Origin of the sequence: Sediminibacillus dalangtanensis (assembly GCF_017792025.1) — a bacterium.
Taxonomy (GTDB): domain Bacteria; phylum Bacillota; class Bacilli; order Bacillales; family Amphibacillaceae; genus Sediminibacillus; species Sediminibacillus dalangtanensis.
This window is the reverse complement of the sequence record NZ_CP046956.1, coordinates 3,762,892-3,783,187: the sequence shown is the minus strand read 5'-3', so window position 1 is coordinate 3,783,187 and position 20,296 is coordinate 3,762,892. Positions and strand designations below refer to the sequence as shown.

The following is a 20,296-nucleotide window of genomic DNA, read 5'->3' as shown; positions in this document are numbered from 1 at the left end:
TAGGGAGTGATCTATTAAAAGATATAAGTTTTCCTAGAATCTGCGCTTCAGGGAATTCTCCAAAAAGCAAATTCGGCATCCTTTTATGGAGATAAATAGCAAATGCCAAAAAATGGGTTGAGACCTTGGGGATATTCCGGTACGCTTGATAGAAAGACTTAAATAGGAAGGGGATATTATGCAAAACAGAATCATGAAATGGGCATGCTTTGGATTTGTTATTGCATCCTTAATTGTATTGGGAGTAATCAACGTGGGAGACTTCGACAGTCAATCTGCTGATAAAGATGTGGTACACGCAGCAATGAACGAGCTTACAGATCGCAATGTCTCAAATAATGGTTTAGCAGAAGCTTTTGAATCGGATGAAGACTACCCATTGCCGGTCCAAGTTGATAGAGATAAACTCACCAAGGAAAATCATTTTGGTCAAACCACAGACGACAAGGTGGTTCATGAAAACTCTGTTTCTATCAATAATGAACCAGGAATAGCGATAAAACGAGCACATACTTTTGTTGACGCCCTTCGAAATGGAAATTATTCAAATAAGGAATATCCTTTAGCGGAAGAAAAAATGGCATCCACTATAGAAACGTACGCACATACTATAAGAGGTTTTGGATATGCGGAAGACGACATTACCAAAGCTTTTAAGCTATTGGATAAGTACAAAAACAGCGATAACGAAACTGTGAAAGAAGAAATAATGGAAAAATTAGATGCGATTTTCTATAAGTTAGATAGAAAACATAATGCTTGGGACAATCATAACCAGACGGTATTACCCTAATGGTGAAGGCAAGGGCCGTATCCCTGCCTTTTTTCTATGAAAAGAGTTATTTTGCTCCATTCGCTACGATTCTTTCTTGCCTAATGACCTGCAAAGGCATATAATCCGAATAGACTTGTCGAATTAAAGGAAGTGCTATACGTGATTTCGCGTTTTTTTGCTTATTATCTACCGCACCGAAAATTGTTTACTATCGACTTTTCCTGCGCAGTGATTGTCGCTTTGCTGGAGCTTGCCTTTCCGCTGGCTGTGCAAAGGTTTGTCGATAAACTGCTGCCGACTCATAATTGGAATGCCATCGCCTGGGTCAGCATTGGGTTGTTTGGATTATATGTTTTAAGTACCTTTTTACAATATATTGTCAACTACTGGGGACACAAGCTGGGCATCAATATCGAAACCGATATGCGCCGCCAGCTTTTTCAGCATGTGCAAAAACAATCATTCCGTTTTTTTGACAATACCAAAACCGGCCATATCATGAGTCGTGTCACCAACGATTTATTTGATATTGGGGAACTGGCACATCATGGCCCAGAGGATTTGTTTATCTCGATTATGACATTTGCGGGTGCCTTTATCATCATGTTTACGGTCAATATGAAGCTAGCCGTCATCATTCTGATCATCGTTCCATTTTTGGTCTGGCTGATTACCTACTGCAACCTTAAAATGAATGAGGCTTGGAGAAAGATGTACAGGGAAATTGCGGAGGTCAATGCCAGGGTCGAGGACAGTGTTTCCGGTGTGAGGGTCGTCCAATCCTTCACCAATGAAGAATACGAAATCAGCCGTTTTCAAAAGGATAACCAAAACTTCCGGAAAGCGAAGCTGCGTTCCTATAAAGTGATGTCCTACGGTACGTCAGGGATTTATATGATGACCAGATTCATTACACTGATTGTTCTCGTCGTCGGCGCCTGGCTCAGTTTTACCGGAGAACTCTCATATGGTCAGTTGGTAGGGTTCGTCCTATATGTCAATGTATTGTTCAAACCGATAGATAAAGTGAGTGCGCTGATGGAACTGTATCCAAAAGGAATGGCCGGCTTTAAACGGTTTATCGATTTAATCGATACGATACCTGAAGTGCAGGACAAACCGGATGCGAAAAAAATCAGTGGACTGAAAGGAAATATCCGATTTGAGGATGTCTCTTTCAGCTATGAGCATTCCAAGCAAGTATTGAGTCATATCAACCTGTCAATACCAGCCGGAGAAACGGTTGCTTTTGTCGGTCCTTCCGGTGCAGGAAAAACAACGATCTGTTCGTTGATTCCTCGATTCTATGATGTGGATGAAGGCCGGATCACCGTGGATGATATGGATATCCGGGACCTGCGCAAACAATCGCTGCGTGACCAAATAGGCATCGTCCAACAGGATGTATTTTTGTTCACGGGCACTTTAAAGGAAAATATCGCTTACGGCAAGTTGGATGCCACCGACGAGGAAATTGAAGAGGCGGCACGAAAAGCCCATTTGCAGGATTTTATCAAATCTTTGCCGTTGGGCTATGAAACGCCTGTGGGAGAAAGAGGGCTTAAGCTATCAGGCGGACAGAAGCAGCGGATTGCGATAGCCAGGATGTTTTTAAAAAATCCTCCGATCTTAATATTGGATGAGGCAACATCAGCTTTAGATACGGAAACAGAGCTAATCATCCAGCAGGCATTGAATGAACTTGCAGAAGATAGAACAACGCTGATCATTGCACACCGTCTGGCCACCATTCGCAACGCCGACCGGATTGTCGTCGTCACGGAAAATGGAATCGAAGAAGAAGGAAGCCATCAAGAGCTGATGGAAAAAGGCGGCGTATTTGCCGGCCTGAACAAGCATGGTTAACTAGATTAATGGAAAACTAGGGAAATTCTGGGTATATCTGTTTTGCAGTGGGAAATTTGATGGTCGTCTGGCTGTCCTTCTTTAATTTTTAATATAACCTTCGAATTATGCTGCTTGTTAAAATAAAGGTTCTATGGGTGGAAAACTTTAGATATAGAGAGGCTATACCATGAAACAAACGATTATGTGGGTGGCCTTAGCTGTTTTCCTTTTAATGAGATGGTTTTTAATGAAATAGAAAATCACCTATACGTTTATATGAACTGCTAAAAACTCGGTCCTCTTCTTGCAAAAGGTCCGAGTTTTTTGGCATCAAATTTATTAAACAACAGAATGAAAGACAGTTTTCCAACTAAAGTATGTCCTAACCCAGGAAAAACATGCCCGCTCTCATGTTAAGATTACTCACATATCTGTTTTCTTTTGTCAGATTATCTTACATAAACATAGGAATGATTTTGCTACCCATGTATAATCAGGAATAAGATGTTGACGAATCTAATTAGCGGCGGTGAGTAAATGGAACAGGATACATCTTACAAGGAAAGAAAAGTAATCACCATAGGCGTTGTCAGCGAATTGACCGGTTTGTCTGAAAGGCAGATTCGCTATTATGAAGAACGTAAGCTGATATTTCCAGAACGCTCCCATAGGGGAAATCGTAAGTATTCATTTGCTGATGTGGAGCAATTGATCGATATTGCAAACAAGCGGGAAGAAGGCGTCCAAACCTTTGAAATCAGACAGGAGATGTTAAAGGAAAAACGGAAGGAAGAGGACAAAAAAATCCGTAAAGAACTGATGCGCGGTCAAATCAATGCCCGTTTTGGCGTCCAAAAAGATAGCTGAGGGAATTGCCAGAATCAAACCGGCATAATAGAATCGTTATTAACAGAATATTATAAAAATAAACTTTTGTTAATTGATTCTTTAAGGCGGGGTGATTCGATGGGATTGACGGCGAATGACATTATCCAATTGCCAGTGTTGGAAACCTCGGCAGTAAAAACAGGGAAAGGGTTGCTTGATGGGAAGCAAGTCGAATGGGTCTCGGTGATCGAAGGGCCGGTAGAAAATTTTGTCCGTAAAAATGAATTTGTCTTAAGCACGGGCATGGGGTGTGAAGAACATCCAGAAAAGCTCGAACAATTTGTGCTCGACATAATCAAATCCGGCGCTTCTCTATTAGGAATTGCTACTGGCCGTTATGTGTTCAATATTCCAGACAGGATCATTTCCCTTGCTGCACAACACCAATTTATTATTGTGGAAATGCCGTGGGAGGTTCGCTTTGGAGATGTACTGCAAAGTGTATTGCAGGAAATCAACAAAGAGAAACAAGAACAAAGAAACCAGGCGGAAGAAGTTCGTAAGCAGCTGATCAGTAGTGTCCTGCACGACAAAGGGCTGACCGATATCACGGATGTTGTTTATCAGCACATTCAAATGCCGGTTGCAGTCCAAAATGAGGCTGGCGATATTCGCTGTCACTCCTGTTTCGAGGAGGCGGAGGCTGCCTTGTTTGAGAGCAGTGCTTCCAATCAGAATAGCCATTTTCCTGCATCAATCGGTATCGTTGATGACCATCCTCTATACCACCATATGGAGCCTGGGTTTCTTCAGAAACGTCCCTGTTACCGGCTTCCCATTCAAAATAACCATAAAATTCAAGGGTATCTTTTATTCCAGCCTGAAATCGGCCAGCCGTTGACCTGGTTCATGATGAATGTCCTGGAGCATGCATTGACTGCTTTTGCCCTGCATTTTGCCAAAGAAAATGCTGTGGAAATGGCGGAGATCCGTTTAAAAGATACCTATGTGCTGGACTTGGTCAAAAGCAATCAACCAACAGGGACTCAGACTGCAAAAGCGGGTCTGCTTGGATACGACTTATCCCTTCCGTACACTTGCCTGGTTGGGAAAATCTCCTATAAAAATCAGGTCGATTTCCGCAATGACAATCCGGCCAACTCCTCGCTGCAAAGCCTCAACTTCAACCTACAAAAAGAAATCACCAATGCGGGTGCTGTATTAAACAGAAGAACGATGGCCACGTTTGAGGATGGGGAAGTGATTATTTTCCTAGAGGACAGCGAAAAGCTGTATTACAAAGCGGCTAACCAATTTCTCGACATTGTTGAAAGACGATTGTATGCTTTTTTGCCAATCCTCGAAATTTCCTGGGGAGCAGGTAAACATGAAGGTGGGATTGATTGCTTTAAGGAGAGCTACCAGGAGGCAAAAACGGCGCTTGAAATCGGTAGAAAGCAACACGGAGCAGGTGGCAGGACTTTTTTCGAAGATACGAGAATCAACCGTTTGTTAATGAATTTCGCAAGCGATGAGGCGATCGTACAAATAGTCAGTCAGACTGTCTCTCCGTTAATCGCATATGATAAAAAAAGAAAGACCGATTTAATTCGGACTTTTCTCGCTTACAACCAACATAAGGGCAATGTCAGTCAGACCGCCCGTTCCTTGAACTTACACAGACAATCCTTGCTGCACCGACTGCGTACGATCGAGTCTTTGACACAGCTATCCCTTGTCGATCCGGATGATTTGTTTTTGTTGGAACTCAGTGTACGGCTTTGGATGATGCAAAAAATAGAGTGACGTGCTGCCTTCCGGAATGGAAGGTTTTTTGTTTTATGTGGATAAAAAAGAGTACTTTTTAAGCATCAGCGCAGCCGCGGAGTGATGAAGATCAAAAGAAGCCAGAGAAAGGAGGGAAACGCACTTCATCGTGGTGATGAAGAACAAAAGGAGCCGAAGAAAAAGCACTTCATCGGAGTGATGAAAATCAAAAGGAGCCGGAGAAAGGAGGGAAACGCACTTCATCGCAGTGATGAAGAACAAAAGGAGCCGAAGAAGCGAGGAAAAAGCACTTCATAGGGATTCCCGGTCCAGTCTTATGGCAGATTTTAAAGACCCGCACTCTTCCTTGAAATGTTGTATAATAACGTGCTTCTCAACATCATACATCCTGCATATCGCAAACGACCTCTCTTTTGAATTATCATAATAGTAAGAAAAATAAACATCCGAAGGAGGGGTAGAATTGCTTCCCTTTGATATTTTGGAGTACCAGAACCGATTGACGGAGACGAAGCAGCAAATGGAAGCGCAAGGTATCGAGGTACTGCTCATCACCGATCCGGCAAATATGAATTACTTATCTGGTTACGATGCTTGGTCATTTTACGTTCACCAAATGCTTGTGATCATTTTGGACCAGCCCCAGCCGTTATGGGTCGGAAGACATATGGATGCAGCCGGAGCCAAATCAGGGACATGGCTATATGATGAAAATGTCATTGATTACCCGGATTATTACGTTCATTCCCCTACACATCATCCTATGGCCTTCATTGCGGATATATTGAAACAAATCGGGCAGGGAAACCGTCGCATCGGCGTGGAAATGGATAACTATTACTTCACGGCCAAGGCGTTTTCCCAGCTGGTCAAACATTTACCGGATGCAGTCTTTCAAGATGCAGATTTATTGGTCAACCACGTCCGGTTAATTAAATCCGATGTAGAAATCGAATATATGAGACGGGCGGGAAAAATTGCCGAACAGGCGATGACCAAAGGAATCGCAACTGTCAAACCCGGGGGCAGACAGTGCGACACCGCTGCCGAACTCTACTACCATATGTTATCCGGGACCGAGCAATATGGCGGTGATTATCCGGCAATCGTGCCATTTCTTCCGACAGGTGAGAATACGGTTGTCCCTCATCTGACCTGGTCAGACGATTCTTTTCAAGAAGGTGAAACCGTAAGCATGGAAATAGCCGGATGCTACAAACGGTATCACGTTCCGTTAGCCCGGACGGTATCTATCGGCAAGCCAGACGAACAAATCCTGACCACCGCATCCTATGTGACTGAAGGATTGAATGAAGTTTTGCAAAAAATAGCTCCGGGCATGACGTGCGAAGAAGTAAACGATACTTGGAAACAATCGATTCAGCGGCATGGCATCATGAAAGAAGCAAGGCTCGGTTATTCGGTCGGATTGAACTACCCGCCAGACTGGGGCGAGCACACTGCGAGTCTTCGCAGTGGTGATAAGACGGTTTTACAGCCTAATATGACGTTTCATCTGATACCTGCTCTATGGTTAAAGCATTATGGGATTGAAATAAGTGAAACGATCCGAGTCACCGAAACCGGCTGTGAGACATTTACCCACTATCCTCGGGAAGTGATCATCCGGGATTCCGCATTTCTCAATCCTTCAGATGGAAAAATCAGTTAGAACGTTAAATCAAAAGAGGAGGAGTCGTGATGACAGAAATCAGAAAAGGGACGCAGGCAATCTGGGCAGGGGAAAAGGATTCGCTTGCCTTCGGTGCAACGCAAGTACCTGTCGTTCATAGTGTATCATTTGGTTACGATGATATGGATGAATGGTACGAGGTGGCGGTTGGCAACAAGCCGGGACATATTTACGGCAGGAACACGAATCCGACCGTCCAGGCCTTCGAGGAAAAAATACGGTGTTTGGAAAATGCTGAGGCTGCCACTAGTTTCTCTACCGGCATGGCAGCAATCAGCAATACGCTGGGAACCTTTCTCAGCCCCGGTGACAGAGTCGTCTCTATCAAAGATACGTATGGTGGCACCAATAAAATTTTCACCGAATTCCTTCCCCGCCAGCAAGTAGAGGTAACCCTTTGTGAAACGGGAGACCACGAAGCCATTGAAAAGGAAATAGCGAAAGGCTGCAAGGTACTTTATTTGGAAACGCCGACCAATCCGACGGTGAAAATAACCGATATTGAAAGAATGGCAGCGGCGGGAAAGCGCGCCGGAGCGCTGGTCATCGTTGATAATACGTTCGCCACGCCGATCAACCAGCAGCCGCTGGAGCTTGGAGCTGATTTGGTCATCCACAGTGCGACAAAATTTCTCGGTGGTCATGCCGATGCACTCGGTGGTGCACTCTGCGGCAGCAAAGAACTTGTCGAGCAAGTGTACCACTACCGGGAAATCAACGGAGCAACGCTCGACCCGATGGCAGCCTACCTGCTGCTTCGTGGGATGAAAACGTTAAAACTGCGTGTCGACCGGCAGTGTGAAAATGCCATGGCTGTCGCCAAGTATCTGCAAACAAAAGAGATCGTCGAGTCTGTTTACTATCCTGGTCTCGATGACCATCCGGGACACGAGGTTGCTTCACGGCAGATGGAGCGATATGGGGGAATGCTTAGTTTCGCCGTAAAAGGCGGCGTAGAAACCGTACGGCACTTACTGCCAAAATTGAAGTATGCCAATCGGGCGGCCAATCTGGGCTCAGTGGAAACGATTGTAGGTCCTTCCCGAACGACCAGCCACGTTGAGTGCACCCCGGAAGAACGGGCGGCCATGGGGATTCCGGAAGGATTGATCCGCTATTCTGCCGGGATTGAGGATATAGAAGATTTATTGGAAGACTTAGAGCAAGCTTTCCGTTCTTTACCCGAAGAGATATTGGTGAACAGTTGAGGGAGAGGTGGGCAGGATTGCCTGATTATGAGGAGAAACTTAAAGAACGAGCGGAAGCCATAAAGCAGGATCTCATCGACTGGCGCCGTTACCTTCACCAATTTCCTGAACTCAGCTTTCAGGAAGAAAAGACGAGTGCATTTGTGGCTGCTCGTCTGGAAAATCTGCAAGGAATCAAGATTCAAAAGGGAATTGCCGGTCACGGGATTGTAGCTGTATTGAAGAATGGCGACGGTCCGGTCATCGCTTTACGTGCTGACATGGACGCTTTGCCGATTCAGGAATCAACCGGACTTTCCTTCGCTTCGACTCAAGATGGCGTGATGCATGCGTGCGGCCATGACGCCCATACGGCGATCTTGTTGGGCGCTGCCGAACTGCTGGCTGAGGATTTTCAGGCCGGTTCACTGCCATGCGGGACGATAAAATTTTTATTCCAGCCTGCAGAAGAAGATACCGATGTTCATGGCCGGACCGGGGCTCCTTATTTTTTGGAGGCTGGTGTACTGGATGATGTGGAGGCTGCCCTTGCGTTGCATATGTGCCCTTGGCAGCAATCAGGAGACTTGCAGGTGAATGCCGGACCGAGCATGGCCAGTATCGATAACTTTGAACTGACGATAAAAGGAGAAGGCGGCCATGCCGGCTATCCTCACCAGACAATCGATCCGGTATGGAGTGCTGCTCACACTTTGCAAGGGCTTTACGGCATGATCAGCAGAAGGGTAGATCCGCTGGACGTTGCTGCGTTAAGTGTAGGGAGTATCAATGGAGGGGCGGCTTTTAATGTTATTCCCGATCAGGTGACGATCAAAGGGACAGTCAGGGCGTACACAGAGAAGGTAAGACGCCAGCTAATCGAGGAGTTGGAAGCTGTAGCCGCCACTGCACGGCTATTTGGGGGGCGCCATCAGCTCTATATCGAAAATGGAGAACCTGCTTTGTGCAATGATGGGAAGCTGGTGGAATTATGGAAGGAAACTTTTCGAACCCTTTTTCCTGATCAAAAAATTTATGAAGCCCCTTATGGCATGGGAGGGGAAGATTTCAGCCATATTGCGAGAAAGCTGCCTGGTGCAATGGTGTTCTTGGGATGCGGATGGAAGGACAAGGAAAACTTTCCGCTTCACAGTCCCCACTTTACGTTGAATGAAGAGGTGCTGCCGCATGGTGTCGCATTACTCACCGCTGTAACCCACAGGTTGTTACAACGGCAGATATGAAAGTCAGATAATATTCCTACTTCGCTACGAAAATACACTTCGCCTTTAACGGGCGGCTGGTGAGCATCTACGAGCTTGTGCTCTGTGGGCTCTCACCGAGGTCTTCCTTCCCGTAGAAGTCTCCGTGGATTTCCTCTACGGAAGGTTTGCTTATTGTTACAGCCAATGACAAAAAAGAAAAACCGAACGAGTTCGAATGTCTGGAGGGTTCGAATGATCGTTCGGTTTTTGCTTTGGTCACTTTGCTTTTGTCCAGGCTACTTTCACTATTAGCTGTTTTGGACTCTGCGCAATAATTCATGTGCCTTATCTCCGGCAAGCGCAGCCAGGTTCTCCCATGTTTCATCTCTTTTCAAGTCAAGTTCGACGATTTTTTTTGCCAAGTCCACTGCCTCCTGATTAATCATGGGCCGATACTCCTTTTCGCATAGTATTTTTCTCTGAGGCTTTTCGGGTTATTTGGGAAACAGCTGCAACGTCCGCATACTCATCCGCCAGTTCACTGATTGTTTTTTGATAGATATCCCGGTCGTCGATACTGATAACCCCTTCAACTATCAACTGTTGGATCACTGCCTGCTTCTGCTTGTCGACCGCTTCTCTCAAAAAAGCCATTCCAGCGCTCCTTCGTCGTGAATTTATCCTTATTCTAAAAGATGCTTATCGAATTGACAGTAGTTCGGTGAGAAAATCTTACACGGTTTCTGATTTTCGGCATGTTTGTACGATCTTTTCCCTCTAGTGTTGAGAAAGGTACAAGCCATGCTTCATGATTTTCTGTTATCTCCGTGATAAGATGAGGAGAAAGACGAGATAAGGGAGTCTTACCATTGAGGAGACAACAAGATTTTACGGAAGGGAACATAGTAAAACAGATGCTGGTGTTTTCGGCACCGATTATTTTTACCAATCTGCTGCAGGTTTCGTATCAGTTCACGGACAGCCTGTGGGTGGGAAATCTGCTTGGTGGAAATGCACTCGGGGCGGTAGCTGTTTCCAGTACGGTTATCTTTACTATCTTATCTTTTATTATCGGAATAAATAATGCCACCTTGACGATTCTGTCACAGCAAAAAGGAAAAGACAACGAAGAGGGATTGAAACGTTACCTCAATGCCTTTGTCGTGGTGCTGACTGCCATGGCGATTGTTTTGGGAATTGTCGGGTTCCTTTTCGCCGAAACGATTCTAGGATTGCTCGGAACCCCGGAGGCCATGATGGGAGAAGCAGTCACATACCTGCGGATAAATGCGCTGGGCATCCTTTTCCTATTGGGGTATAACTTCATTGGTACCGTGCTGCGCGCAGTCGGAGACAGTCGGACACCGCTTCGGTTTGTCATGATTGCGGTCGTTCTCAATATCTTTTTGGATCCACTGTTGATCAGCGGGATTGGATTAGGGGTGGACGGAGCCGCCTATGCAACCATTCTTTCACAAGGCATCGCTTTTTTATATGGCATTTATTATATGCTGAAGCATCAACTCGTGCCATTCTCTGTCCCCAATCTGCCAAAACGGGAAGAGGTACTGTTGATTTTGAACCTCGGTGTTCCATCCGGCTTGCAGATGTCGGTGATTTCTGCCGGAGTGGCGGCAATCATGAGTGTGGTGACGTCTCATGGAGAAGCAGTAGTCGCGGGTTTCAGTGCCGCACAGCGGCTGGACAGCGTGATCATGCTTCCTGCCCAGGCATTGGGAACGGCAGTCAACAGCATGGCCGGACAAAACATTGGTGTACGCAAATGGGACCGGGTTAGCAGAATTACAAAATACGGCCTGTTGTATAACCTGGTGATCATGCTTCTATTGGCTCTGTTGCTGGTGCTTTTGGCCGAAGTTGCGATCAAATTATTTATTCAGGAGCCAGAACCAGTCCAGTTTGGCAGTCATTATTTGCGCATTGTCGCCTTCTTTTACCCATTTTTAGGCATCAATTTTATCTTGAATGGAACGGTACGTGCGGCAGGGGCAATGTATCAGGTGCTTATCCTGAATATTATCTCTTTTTGGGTTTTGCGTTACCCGCTGACTTACGTATGCTCGCAACTGCTGGGGGAAACCGGAATCGCCGTCGGAATGGGTATCAGCTTTGTTATTAGCAGCTTATTTGCTTTCCTTTATTACCGCTATGGAAAATGGCGAGAGAAAAAACTGTTCCAGAATAAGTCAGACAGTCAAAAGGGGGAATTCGAATGAAAATCGAGCCATCACAATTTGCAGAACGAGACATGAGTAAACTGATCAAGGGCGCGGTAGTTCCGCGTCCGATTGCCTGGGTGTCAACCATCAATGAAGAAGGTATCCCCAATCTGGCACCTTTCAGCTTTTTTACCGTGGCTTCCATGGAGCCAATCACCCTTTGTTTTTCTGTCGGTGGATCAGGAAGAGTAAAGGACACGCTCGAAAATGTCCGGGCTACAAAAGCGTTTGTCGTCAACATTGTCAATGAACAGCTTGCCAATCAAATGTACGAAACAAGCAAAGCTTACCCTCCTGAAACGGACGAATTCTCGCAAGCTGGCCTTACAGCGGTTCCGGGCGAGAGGATAAGCTCTCCGCGGGTAGCGGCTGCTCCTGTCCAAATGGAATGTGAGCTTGACCGTATCATCGATATCGGCAGCAACAGTCTCGTACTCGGCAGACTGGTTTGTTACCATATCCAAGACGAAGTATATATGGAAACAGATAAAGTGGACCCGGAAGCTTTACAGGTAATTGGCCGCATGGCAGGTGATTATACACACATCGATGATTTCTTTGGGCTTCCCGGTCAGGAAGGAACCTCTCGTGATTCACAAAAAACAAAATGAAACGATGCCGTTTTAATAGATATTTTGCAAGAAGGGTTTCTACTGGATTGGACAAGGGGACTTTCTCTTTTGAGGTTCAACAGAAATGTTAAGAGAAGGAAGTTGAAACCTACGAGGCTTACAGAAAAAAAGAAACCCAGGCCGCCTTATGGCACCTGGGTTTTTAGCGCTTATTATTGACGGTTGTCGGCAAACACTGCCATGGCATCCCGCATGAAAGTCGCCAGGCCGGATCCGAATTGGTCGATGTTTTTCGTGAACCGCTCATCATCGACATACATTTGACCAAGCCCCTTGAAGGCGTCTGGCGAATAGCTGCCCATTTTGTTCAACAAACGGAACCATTCCCCAATAGCAGCCTGCGCTTCTTCCGATGCAGGATCTTGGTGGCGTATACCGGCAAGGCACCGGTAAATATTATTCATTTCTTCCCCCATTGCCTGCTGCTCTTCATTCGTCATGGTTCCGAGCTTTTGGTTCGATTCATCGACAGCTTTATCTCCCCATCGTTCCCGTGCTTCTTGCTCATAAGGGTTTCGGCTGAAATCAAACCCGGCAAACTTTTCTTCATTCGTCATTTTGATCTCTCCTTTTGCTGATTGAATCGTCTGTTCCACCAATGCAATCATGTTATCGAGCCGGCGCCTTTTTTCCAGCAGCATGCTGTGCTGCAGTTCCAAGGCTTCCCGGCGATCGAAGGAAGGTGCATTCATTATTTCACTGATTCGTTTTAATGGAAATCCGAGTTCTTTGTAAAAGAGAATTTGTTGAAGCTGCTCCAAATCCTCGTCCGAATAGATTCTGTATCCTCCGGACGATATGTCAGTTGGAGGCAGCAATCCGATTTCATCATAATGATGGAGTGTGCGCACACTGATTCCGACTAGATCGGCGACTTGTTTAACTGTCATTCCCATTAAAGGAACCTCCCTTCCTTTGTAACGATAAGCTATCACGTAACGTGAGAGTCAACCGGTTTTTTTTCACTTTTTAATCATGACGCTATGTTCACACTGCGGAAATAAACTACGCTTTCCGCGGGCGGCTGGTGAGCCTCCTCGAGCTATCGCTCTCCGGGGTCTCACCTAGGCCTTTCCTCCCGCTGGAGTCTCCGTTTAATTCCTCCGCTGGTCAACAGCTTTTAAAAAACAGTCTATTTATTCCAGTGGTGCTTTGAGTCACTGGTGATAGGTAGTAGGACGCCAAAAATGAGATTCTTTGTTCCCGACTATGGAGAAGCAGTCCGTTGTCATTGTTTTTCGTCGGTGTTTGCTCTTATAATACCAATATAAGCTGATTACGGAGAAGATGGATATGGATGTAAAATCAACACCGCCAAGTATTACGAGTGTCTGCCTGCTGGCAGGGAAAATCATGCTGCAGAGCGGGGCAGAAACACACCGCGTCGAGGATACCATGCAACGGATTGCCGCTTCGTTCGGAAAGACTGCTTCTCAAAGCTATGTAACACCGACAGGAATTATTTTTTCCATAGACGGAACGGACCCGACCAATTTCATGCGAATATCCGAACGCTCGACGGACTTGCATAAGATAGCCGTTGTCAACAGTATATCTCGGCAGGTCACAAACGGCGAGCTTTCCATGACCGAAGCCAATGATCAGTTGAAACAAACCGATTTGGACAGTTATAGTTTTTCGCTCTTCTTCCAAGTGATTGCAGCGGCACTGGTAAGCGGCTGCTTTGCGATCATGTTCGATGGCAGTTGGCTTGACTTTGTCCCGGCGATGGTTGCTGGTGCTGCCGGCTATCTGGCAATGGAAAGATTCCACGACTGGGTGGAAATCCGCTTTTTTGCTGAATTTTTGGCATCCGTCATTATTGGTCTGTTGTCCCTTTTGTTTATTCATCTCCAGCTTGGCGCCGAAATGGATAAAATAATCATCGGGGCAGTCATGCCGCTGGTACCGGGTCTATTGATCACCAACGCTGTCCGCGATTTGATGGCGGGGCATCTCGTTGCAGGCTTATCCAAAGGTGCAGAGGCGCTGCTAACAGCCTGTGCTATCGGCGCCGGGATCGCTGTCGGAATTTCATTTGTTTGATAGAAAGGTTTGGATGGTATGGGAGAACAGCTGGTCACCAGCTTTATAGCAGCCGCCGGATTCGGAGTGCTTTTCAATGCACCGCGCAATGCATTGATTCAATGTGGATTGGTCGGGATGCTCGGTTGGGTGCTGTATTATGGATTGGCAGCCGAGGGAACCGATGCAGTACCGGCAACGCTAGCGGGTGCATTTTTAGTCGGTGGTTTAAGCCAAGTATGTGCAAAATTCTATAAAACACCAGTAATCATCTTCAATGTTTCCGGTATCATCCCATTGGTACCAGGCGGACTGGCTTATGACGCCATGCGCAATTTCGTGGAGAATGACTATAACGCTGCGGTCCAGCTGGCTGCAAAAGCGGGATTGATTTCAGGAGCGATTGCCATTGGTCTCGTGTTTTCTGAAGTAATCAACCAGGTGATTAAAAAAGCTGGTCGGAAACGGATCGTAAAGTAGAAGGAAATATAATTCCACAGAGGAGGAAATGAAATGTTACATAAGCAGTTACAGGCATTTCCAGATGGATTTTTATGGGGAGCTGCTTCGGCAGCCTATCAAATTGAAGGGGCATGGAACGAGGACGGCAAATCGCGATCGATATGGGATGAGTTTGTCCGGATACCAGGCAAGACATATAAAGGTACCAATGGCGATGTGGCAGTGGACCATTACCATCGCTGGCGGGAAGATGTCCGATTAATGGCTGAGATGGGCTTGAAAGCCTACCGTTTTTCAATTTCCTGGCCGCGCGTCATAAAGGATGGAAACGGGGAAGTAAACGAGCAGGGTCTTGACTTTTATGATCAGTTGGTCGACGAGCTTATCCAAAACGACATTGAACCGATCGTGACCCTTTATCACTGGGATTTGCCCCAGGCACTTCAGGACCAGTATGACGGATGGGAATCACGCCAGGTGATTGACGACTTTTATCGGTACAGTGTCACATTGTTCAAACGGCTCGGTGATCGGGTGAAATATTGGGTCAGTCTCAATGAGCAAAATATTTTCATCAGTTTAGGCTATCAGCTTGCCTTGCATCCCCCTGGTGTCCAAGACCGGAAGCGGATGTATCAGGCAAACCATCATGCCAGTCTTGCCAATGCTAAGGTGATTGCCGACTTTCATAAATATGTGCCGAACGGCAAGATAGGCCCGAGTTTCGCGTACAGCCCTGCCTATGCCTATTCTTCCAATCCGGAAGATGTGCTGGCAGCCGAGAATGCTGAGGAGTTCTTAAGCCACTGGTGGATGGATGTGTACGCCTGGGGGAAATACCCAAAGGCAGCATGGGATTATTTAGAACGAAACGGATTGGCACCTGAACTGGAAGACGGCGACATGGACCTGCTGGCACAAGGAAAACCCGACTTCATGGGGGTGAATTATTACCGAACGACCACGTATGAACACAATCCCCTGGAAGGAGGCGTAGGTTCCGGTGGAATGAATACTTCAGGAAAAAAGGGCACGACGCCGGAAACAGGGATTCCTGGATTGTACAAAACTAAGAAAAACCCGAACCTGGAAGCGACCAACTGGGATTGGGAGATCGATCCGATCGGCCTGCGGATCGGAATGCGCCGGATTACAAGCCGTTACGGACTTCCGATTTTGATAAGCGAAAACGGACTGGGTGAGTTCGATCAACTAGAGAATGATGAAGTTATCAAGGATGACTACCGGATTGACTATATAAAAAGTCATTTGCAGCAGTGTCAGCAGGCAATAACGGATGGCGTGGAACTTCTCGGTTACTGTGTCTGGTCGTTCACCGACTTGCTGAGCTGGCTGAACGGTTACCAGAAACGATATGGATTTGTCTACGTCAACCGCGACGAAGAAGGGGAAAAAGATTTGCGCCGTATCAAGAAAAACAGCTTTTTCTGGTACCAGCAGGTGATTTCCGAAAATGGTGGCACACTGAATAAGGAATAAAACAGACATGTAAAGGGATCTGAAAAAGGTCCCTTTTCTTATGTGGGGGGGAGATTTGTGGAATTCTTTGGAGTCCTTATCCCGATTTTTGGAGTATTTGCACTTGGCTTTATCGGACAGAAAGTGTGGAAATTCGAATTAAAGCCTATCTCGACCATCGCGATTTATCTAATGTCGCCCTTTTTGGCTTTCCGGACGTTTTACCAGAATGAAATAACGTTGGACTATGTTTATTTGAGCATTTATTTAGTCGTCTTATGTGCGGTATCCATTGTGGTTTGCTATCTTCTTGCCTGGATTAATCGCTGGGATAAAAATACGACCAGCGGCTTTATCCTTGCTTCTGCATTTATGAATAACGGTAATTACGGAGCACCGTTGATACTGCTTATTTTCGGGGAGGAGGGTTTTCATTACGCGGTAATCCTGATGGTGTTGCAACAGTTAATCATGTGTACAGCGGGTATTTATTATGCTGCCAAAGGCAGTGAACAGGGCGGGCAGTCGTTTTCTCCCTTGAAGGAAGTGGTCAAGGTACCAATCGTCTATGGCGCGATATTGGGGTTGCTGTTGAATGGACTGCAAATCGGAATCGGAGATCAAGTGATGTCTGCAGTCAGCATGGTGGCTGATGCGACCATTCCTACCGTCATGATTGTTTTGGGCATGCAGCTCGCCAGTATTTCGTTGAGACAATTGGAATATGGAAAGTTGGGGGCTTCACTGTCGATCAAACTGCTTCTTGCTCCAGTTATTGCGTATGCAATTGCTTCCTTTTTGCCGGTCGGCGATATGGTCAAAGCGATTATGATATTGACGGCAGCAACTCCGACAGCAGCAAATACCACGATATATGCCCTGCAATTTCAGACAAAACCGGGATTCGTATCAAGCGCTACGTTGCTTAGTACATTACTGAGTATCATCACGATTCCGTTGTTGATGTTTCTTGTTCTTTAACTGCAAAATAGGAATGGTTCCCTTTGTTAAAAACTTACAGTCGTGAAAGTACAGCTTCTGTTTATACTAGTGATAACAACTAGTAATGATGGAGGTGAAGGGTTGGTCTACGACTGTATCATTATCGGCGGCGGAATCGCCGGACTGCAGGCGGCTATTCAGTTGGGCCGTTACCGTGACAATGTTCTGGTTATCGATGCCGCAGACGGCAGGTCAAGTCTTTGCCGCTGCTACCATAATATTCTTGGCTGGCCAGAAGGGATAAGTGGGGCCACCTTGCGCCGTACCGGTCGGCGACAGGCTGAAGAGCTCGGAGTAAATTTTATTGAAGAAACCGTAGAGCAGGTCAACAAGCAGGACAAGTTATTTTCTGTTGCTACTAGTAACAGTAATCACGAAACAAAGGCGATTTTGATTGCAACGGGGATTAAGGATCATTTGCCGGAACTTGAACAATTGCCGCCTTGTCTCGGTATTAGCGTTTATATTTGCCCTGATTGCGACGGGTATGAAGTTCTGGATAAAAAGGTGGTTGTCATTGGCTCCGGTAATGCGGGGGCAGGAATGGCGCTTGCATTGACCAATTGGACCAGCCAAATCCAGTTGATCAACCATGGACTACAGCCGATTGAAGAGGAGATGCAAAGCAAACTTGATTCCCAAGGTATTAAACCGATTGACCAATCAATTGTTGAATTGAAGGCCGATGGGGATCAAATCAGAGGCGTGAAGCTTGAGGACGGCAGCAATTTGGAAACGAATCATGCCTTTGTAGCAATGGGCGGAAATGAAGTACGATCCCAGCTCGCCGAGCAGCTGGGCGTCGAATTATATAAAAACAAGCACATTCTTGTAGACCCCAGAACCAAGATGACGAATGTCGAAAACGTCTTTGCTGCCGGAGATATCGTCGCCCACTCGGAACAAGTGACCATCGCCATGGGTGACGGCATGCAGGCGGCCATTTGGATTCATAAAAAAATAAAGCAACAGCAGTGAAAAGGGCTGTCCGCAAGTGAAAAACGTAATGGGGCAGCCTTTTTGCTTTAGCATCTGTTAAAGTGTAGTGTTGGTATATCAGGAAAACGGAACTCCATAAAATAGGAAGCACCATATGTTTTTATACCCTTTACTTCAATAAGAAAATGTTTCGGATACAAAAAATAAAAATGCGCCTACCCTTAACCAGTTGTGGGATCATATCAAGAGTAAAGTGAAAAAAATATTATGACAGCAACCTCTTTGCTTTGACTTCAAAGTCGGCATAATTAAATTACTTATTTTATGAAAAACAGGTAAAAAGAATGAAAGATCAAGTTGCATCTACACTGCTTTTTAAGGTCTTTATTTTAAGTTATATACAAAAACCATGCTTTAGACATCGTCTAAAGCATGGAAATTATTTAAACTAATACTAATATTAAACTGCTAAGTTGATTTTTTTAGCTCATCTACTTATTGAGTCCATTAACTGGAAAAAATATTCGGGTTTATGATTCTTATTTAGGTTATACCATGAATGCAATGTATCTGGTGCAAATACATCTAATTTTTTTATTACTTCCATCGCAAATTCCAGAGGAGCTACTCCTGATGCAGTAACCAAATTCTCGCCAGATACTACAGGTTCCATCTCATAAAATTTTTCTCCTTTATAATTAGGACAGACCATTTTAATATACTCTAAGTCATTGCTTGTATGCTTTCTAGAATCAAGGTATCCAACATTCGCTAGTCCCTCAGTTGCACCACAAATTGCAGCAACAATAGTGCCAAGCTTTAAAGCCTCGCCAATTTTTCTCAAAATAGGTTGATGAATATCTTCTCTCCAAGTATTCCCTCCAGGTAAAATTATAAGATCCGTACTCTCAAGAGTACACTCATCAAGGGAAATATCTGGTTTTATGCTCAGTCCTCCCATTGTAGTAATAATTTCTTTATTAGCTCCTACTGTAATTACTTTTAAAGGTGCTAAATCTTTTTTTAAATATCTTCCTGAGTTTAGTTCAGCAATTAAATATCCATATTCCCAGTCCGACATTGTATTAAATACATAAAGAAAAACTTTTTTTGTCATCCAATAACACTCCAATCACATTTAATATAGCCAAAGATAACATAACTTCCCTGACACCTAGCGTCAGGGAAGTTATCAAATTTGATGAAATTTTATTAATTCCGACAAAACTTCAATCATTCTTTTCTTAAGACTGATTGGCTCAATAACTCGAATAGATTTACCGTACGGTAAAAGTAAATAAGGCACAAATGTATGTATCATATCTTTCTCAAGAAGAAATACTGCTTGATTTGAAGTCCACTCTTGTAAATAATTTCCTAAAAACCAATGTTGGCAAATATCACTCAATGCCCCTTTATCTCCATTAATAACCAAAGAAATAATCCCTTCCTTATCTTCTATAGTTGGAACAAGGTTTTTCATAAAAAAGTCACGCGCTGAAAAATTTTCTGGTCGGTTAAACTTATTTTCGGTTAACATTAGACTTTCCATTCGATCTACTCTAAAACTACGGATATCATTCCTAAGATGACAAAATCCAATCACATACCACTTATTATTCCAATAAATAATTCTGTACGGATCCACCAATCTATACTTTGATTCCCCTTCAGCATTTTTATGGTATAGAACTTTTACAGAGTATCCGTCAGCTACGGCCTGCTCCAACTCCTTCAAAAAAGGTTCAATAGCGAGGGAACTTAATCGACTTATTACTTCAAGACTAGTTAAATGTTGATTTATCTTTGTTTCCTGCTCTTGATTCGAATATTTTTTTAGCTTTGAAATAGCCCTGTTTAGTGCTTCACCTCCATAATACCCGGCTTCTTCTGCAAAAATAGCAGCGTGAAATAGCGAGGTTTGCTCCTCAAAATCAAAAAAAAGAGGAGCTTCAATAAAATTGTTCAATAAATTGTATCCACCGTTATGTCCTGCGTCTGAAATTATAGGTACACCACTTATTGAAAGTGTATCAATATAACGATATACAGTTCTTATATTCATCTCTAACTTTTCTGAAATTTGTTTTGCAGTAATTTTTTCACCTGAACTAAGCATCCATAAAATTGCTAGTACATTGTCAATTTTAGCCACAGAATCCACCTCTATATGGAAATGATTTTATTTTAAAT

General features: G+C 44.8%; 19 protein-coding genes. 14 read left to right on the top strand and 5 right to left on the bottom strand.

What is annotated here, in order from left to right:
• The first annotated feature begins 178 nt into the window (after positions 1-178).
• From ERJ70_RS18440 to ERJ70_RS18410, 7 genes are all read left to right on the top strand, one after another.
• The gene (locus ERJ70_RS18440; RefSeq protein WP_209366195.1) at positions 179-793 is read left to right on the top strand and encodes a hypothetical protein; all 615 of its coding nucleotides are present in this window, start codon (positions 179-181) and stop codon (positions 791-793) included.
• A 141-nt stretch (positions 794-934) separates the two neighbouring features.
• Positions 935-2,641 (top strand): ABC transporter ATP-binding protein, encoded by a 1,707-nt coding sequence (locus ERJ70_RS18435; protein ID WP_209366194.1) that lies wholly within the window; start codon positions 935-937, stop codon positions 2,639-2,641.
• A gap of 519 nt (positions 2,642-3,160) precedes the next feature.
• Positions 3,161-3,490, top strand: a complete 330-nt coding sequence (locus ERJ70_RS18430; RefSeq protein WP_209366193.1) for a MerR family transcriptional regulator — start codon at positions 3,161-3,163, stop codon at positions 3,488-3,490.
• Between the two features lie 99 nt (positions 3,491-3,589).
• Entirely contained in the window at positions 3,590-5,257 is a 1,668-nt protein-coding gene (locus tag ERJ70_RS18425) for a PucR family transcriptional regulator (protein WP_209366192.1), read from the top strand.
• Between the two features lie 445 nt (positions 5,258-5,702).
• The gene (locus tag ERJ70_RS18420) at positions 5,703-6,911 is read left to right on the top strand and encodes a M24 family metallopeptidase (protein WP_209366191.1); all 1,209 of its coding nucleotides are present in this window, start codon (positions 5,703-5,705) and stop codon (positions 6,909-6,911) included.
• Positions 6,912-6,940: 29 nt separating this feature from the next.
• Positions 6,941-8,140 carry a cystathionine gamma-synthase family protein gene (locus tag ERJ70_RS18415; protein WP_209366190.1) on the top strand — a complete coding sequence of 400 codons (1,200 nt, stop codon included), beginning with the start codon at positions 6,941-6,943 and terminating at the stop codon, positions 8,138-8,140.
• Between the two features lie 17 nt (positions 8,141-8,157).
• The gene (locus ERJ70_RS18410) at positions 8,158-9,363 is read left to right on the top strand and encodes a M20 metallopeptidase family protein (RefSeq protein WP_209366189.1); all 1,206 of its coding nucleotides are present in this window, start codon (positions 8,158-8,160) and stop codon (positions 9,361-9,363) included.
• Between the two features lie 269 nt (positions 9,364-9,632).
• On the opposite strand, the gene ykzB is transcribed toward ERJ70_RS18410, so the two are convergent.
• Complete coding sequence (ykzB, locus tag ERJ70_RS18405) at positions 9,633-9,770, bottom strand: protein YkzB (RefSeq protein WP_175486799.1); 138 nt, start codon at positions 9,768-9,770, stop codon at positions 9,633-9,635.
• The gene (locus ERJ70_RS18400) at positions 9,763-9,978 is read right to left on the bottom strand and encodes a Fur-regulated basic protein FbpA (protein WP_209366188.1); all 216 of its coding nucleotides are present in this window, start codon (positions 9,976-9,978) and stop codon (positions 9,763-9,765) included. Before ERJ70_RS18400 ends, ykzB begins: the two co-directional genes overlap by 8 nt.
• A gap of 215 nt (positions 9,979-10,193) precedes the next feature.
• Between ERJ70_RS18400 and ERJ70_RS18395 the strand changes: the two genes are divergently transcribed.
• Complete coding sequence (locus tag ERJ70_RS18395) at positions 10,194-11,561, top strand: MATE family efflux transporter (RefSeq protein ID WP_209366187.1); 1,368 nt, start codon at positions 10,194-10,196, stop codon at positions 11,559-11,561.
• Positions 11,558-12,175, top strand: coding sequence for a flavin reductase family protein (locus tag ERJ70_RS18390; protein ID WP_209366186.1), 618 nt, complete (start codon positions 11,558-11,560; stop codon positions 12,173-12,175). The genes ERJ70_RS18395 and ERJ70_RS18390 overlap by 4 nt, the downstream gene beginning before the upstream one ends.
• A gap of 173 nt (positions 12,176-12,348) precedes the next feature.
• Here the strand turns inward: ERJ70_RS18390 and ERJ70_RS18385 are convergent, their stop codons facing one another.
• Positions 12,349-13,092 (bottom strand): MerR family transcriptional regulator, encoded by a 744-nt coding sequence (locus ERJ70_RS18385; RefSeq protein ID WP_209366185.1) that lies wholly within the window; start codon positions 13,090-13,092, stop codon positions 12,349-12,351.
• A gap of 397 nt (positions 13,093-13,489) precedes the next feature.
• Between ERJ70_RS18385 and ERJ70_RS18380 the strand changes: the two genes are divergently transcribed.
• The 5 genes from ERJ70_RS18380 to ERJ70_RS18360 all read left to right on the top strand — a co-directional run bounded on the left by ERJ70_RS18380 (position 13,490) and on the right by ERJ70_RS18360 (position 18,142).
• Positions 13,490-14,242 carry a threonine/serine exporter family protein gene (locus ERJ70_RS18380; protein ID WP_245208059.1) on the top strand — a complete coding sequence of 251 codons (753 nt, stop codon included), beginning with the start codon at positions 13,490-13,492 and terminating at the stop codon, positions 14,240-14,242.
• 18 nt (positions 14,243-14,260) lie between these two features.
• Positions 14,261-14,701, top strand: coding sequence for a threonine/serine exporter family protein (locus tag ERJ70_RS18375; RefSeq protein ID WP_209366183.1), 441 nt, complete (start codon positions 14,261-14,263; stop codon positions 14,699-14,701).
• Positions 14,702-14,734: 33 nt separating this feature from the next.
• The gene (locus ERJ70_RS18370) at positions 14,735-16,183 is read left to right on the top strand and encodes a glycoside hydrolase family 1 protein (RefSeq protein ID WP_209366182.1); all 1,449 of its coding nucleotides are present in this window, start codon (positions 14,735-14,737) and stop codon (positions 16,181-16,183) included.
• A 57-nt stretch (positions 16,184-16,240) separates the two neighbouring features.
• Positions 16,241-17,143, top strand: a complete 903-nt coding sequence (locus ERJ70_RS18365) for an AEC family transporter (protein WP_209366181.1) — start codon at positions 16,241-16,243, stop codon at positions 17,141-17,143.
• 102 nt (positions 17,144-17,245) lie between these two features.
• Positions 17,246-18,142 carry an NAD(P)/FAD-dependent oxidoreductase gene (locus ERJ70_RS18360; RefSeq protein ID WP_209366180.1) on the top strand — a complete coding sequence of 299 codons (897 nt, stop codon included), beginning with the start codon at positions 17,246-17,248 and terminating at the stop codon, positions 18,140-18,142.
• Positions 18,143-18,590: 448 nt separating this feature from the next.
• On the opposite strand, the gene ERJ70_RS18355 is transcribed toward ERJ70_RS18360, so the two are convergent.
• Together ERJ70_RS18355 and ERJ70_RS18350 are read right to left on the bottom strand one after the other, a co-directional pair.
• Complete coding sequence (locus ERJ70_RS18355; protein ID WP_209366179.1) at positions 18,591-19,220, bottom strand: type 1 glutamine amidotransferase family protein; 630 nt, start codon at positions 19,218-19,220, stop codon at positions 18,591-18,593.
• A gap of 75 nt (positions 19,221-19,295) precedes the next feature.
• Positions 19,296-20,258 carry a helix-turn-helix transcriptional regulator gene (locus ERJ70_RS18350; RefSeq protein ID WP_209366178.1) on the bottom strand — a complete coding sequence of 321 codons (963 nt, stop codon included), beginning with the start codon at positions 20,256-20,258 and terminating at the stop codon, positions 19,296-19,298.
• Positions 20,259-20,296 lie beyond the last annotated feature (38 nt).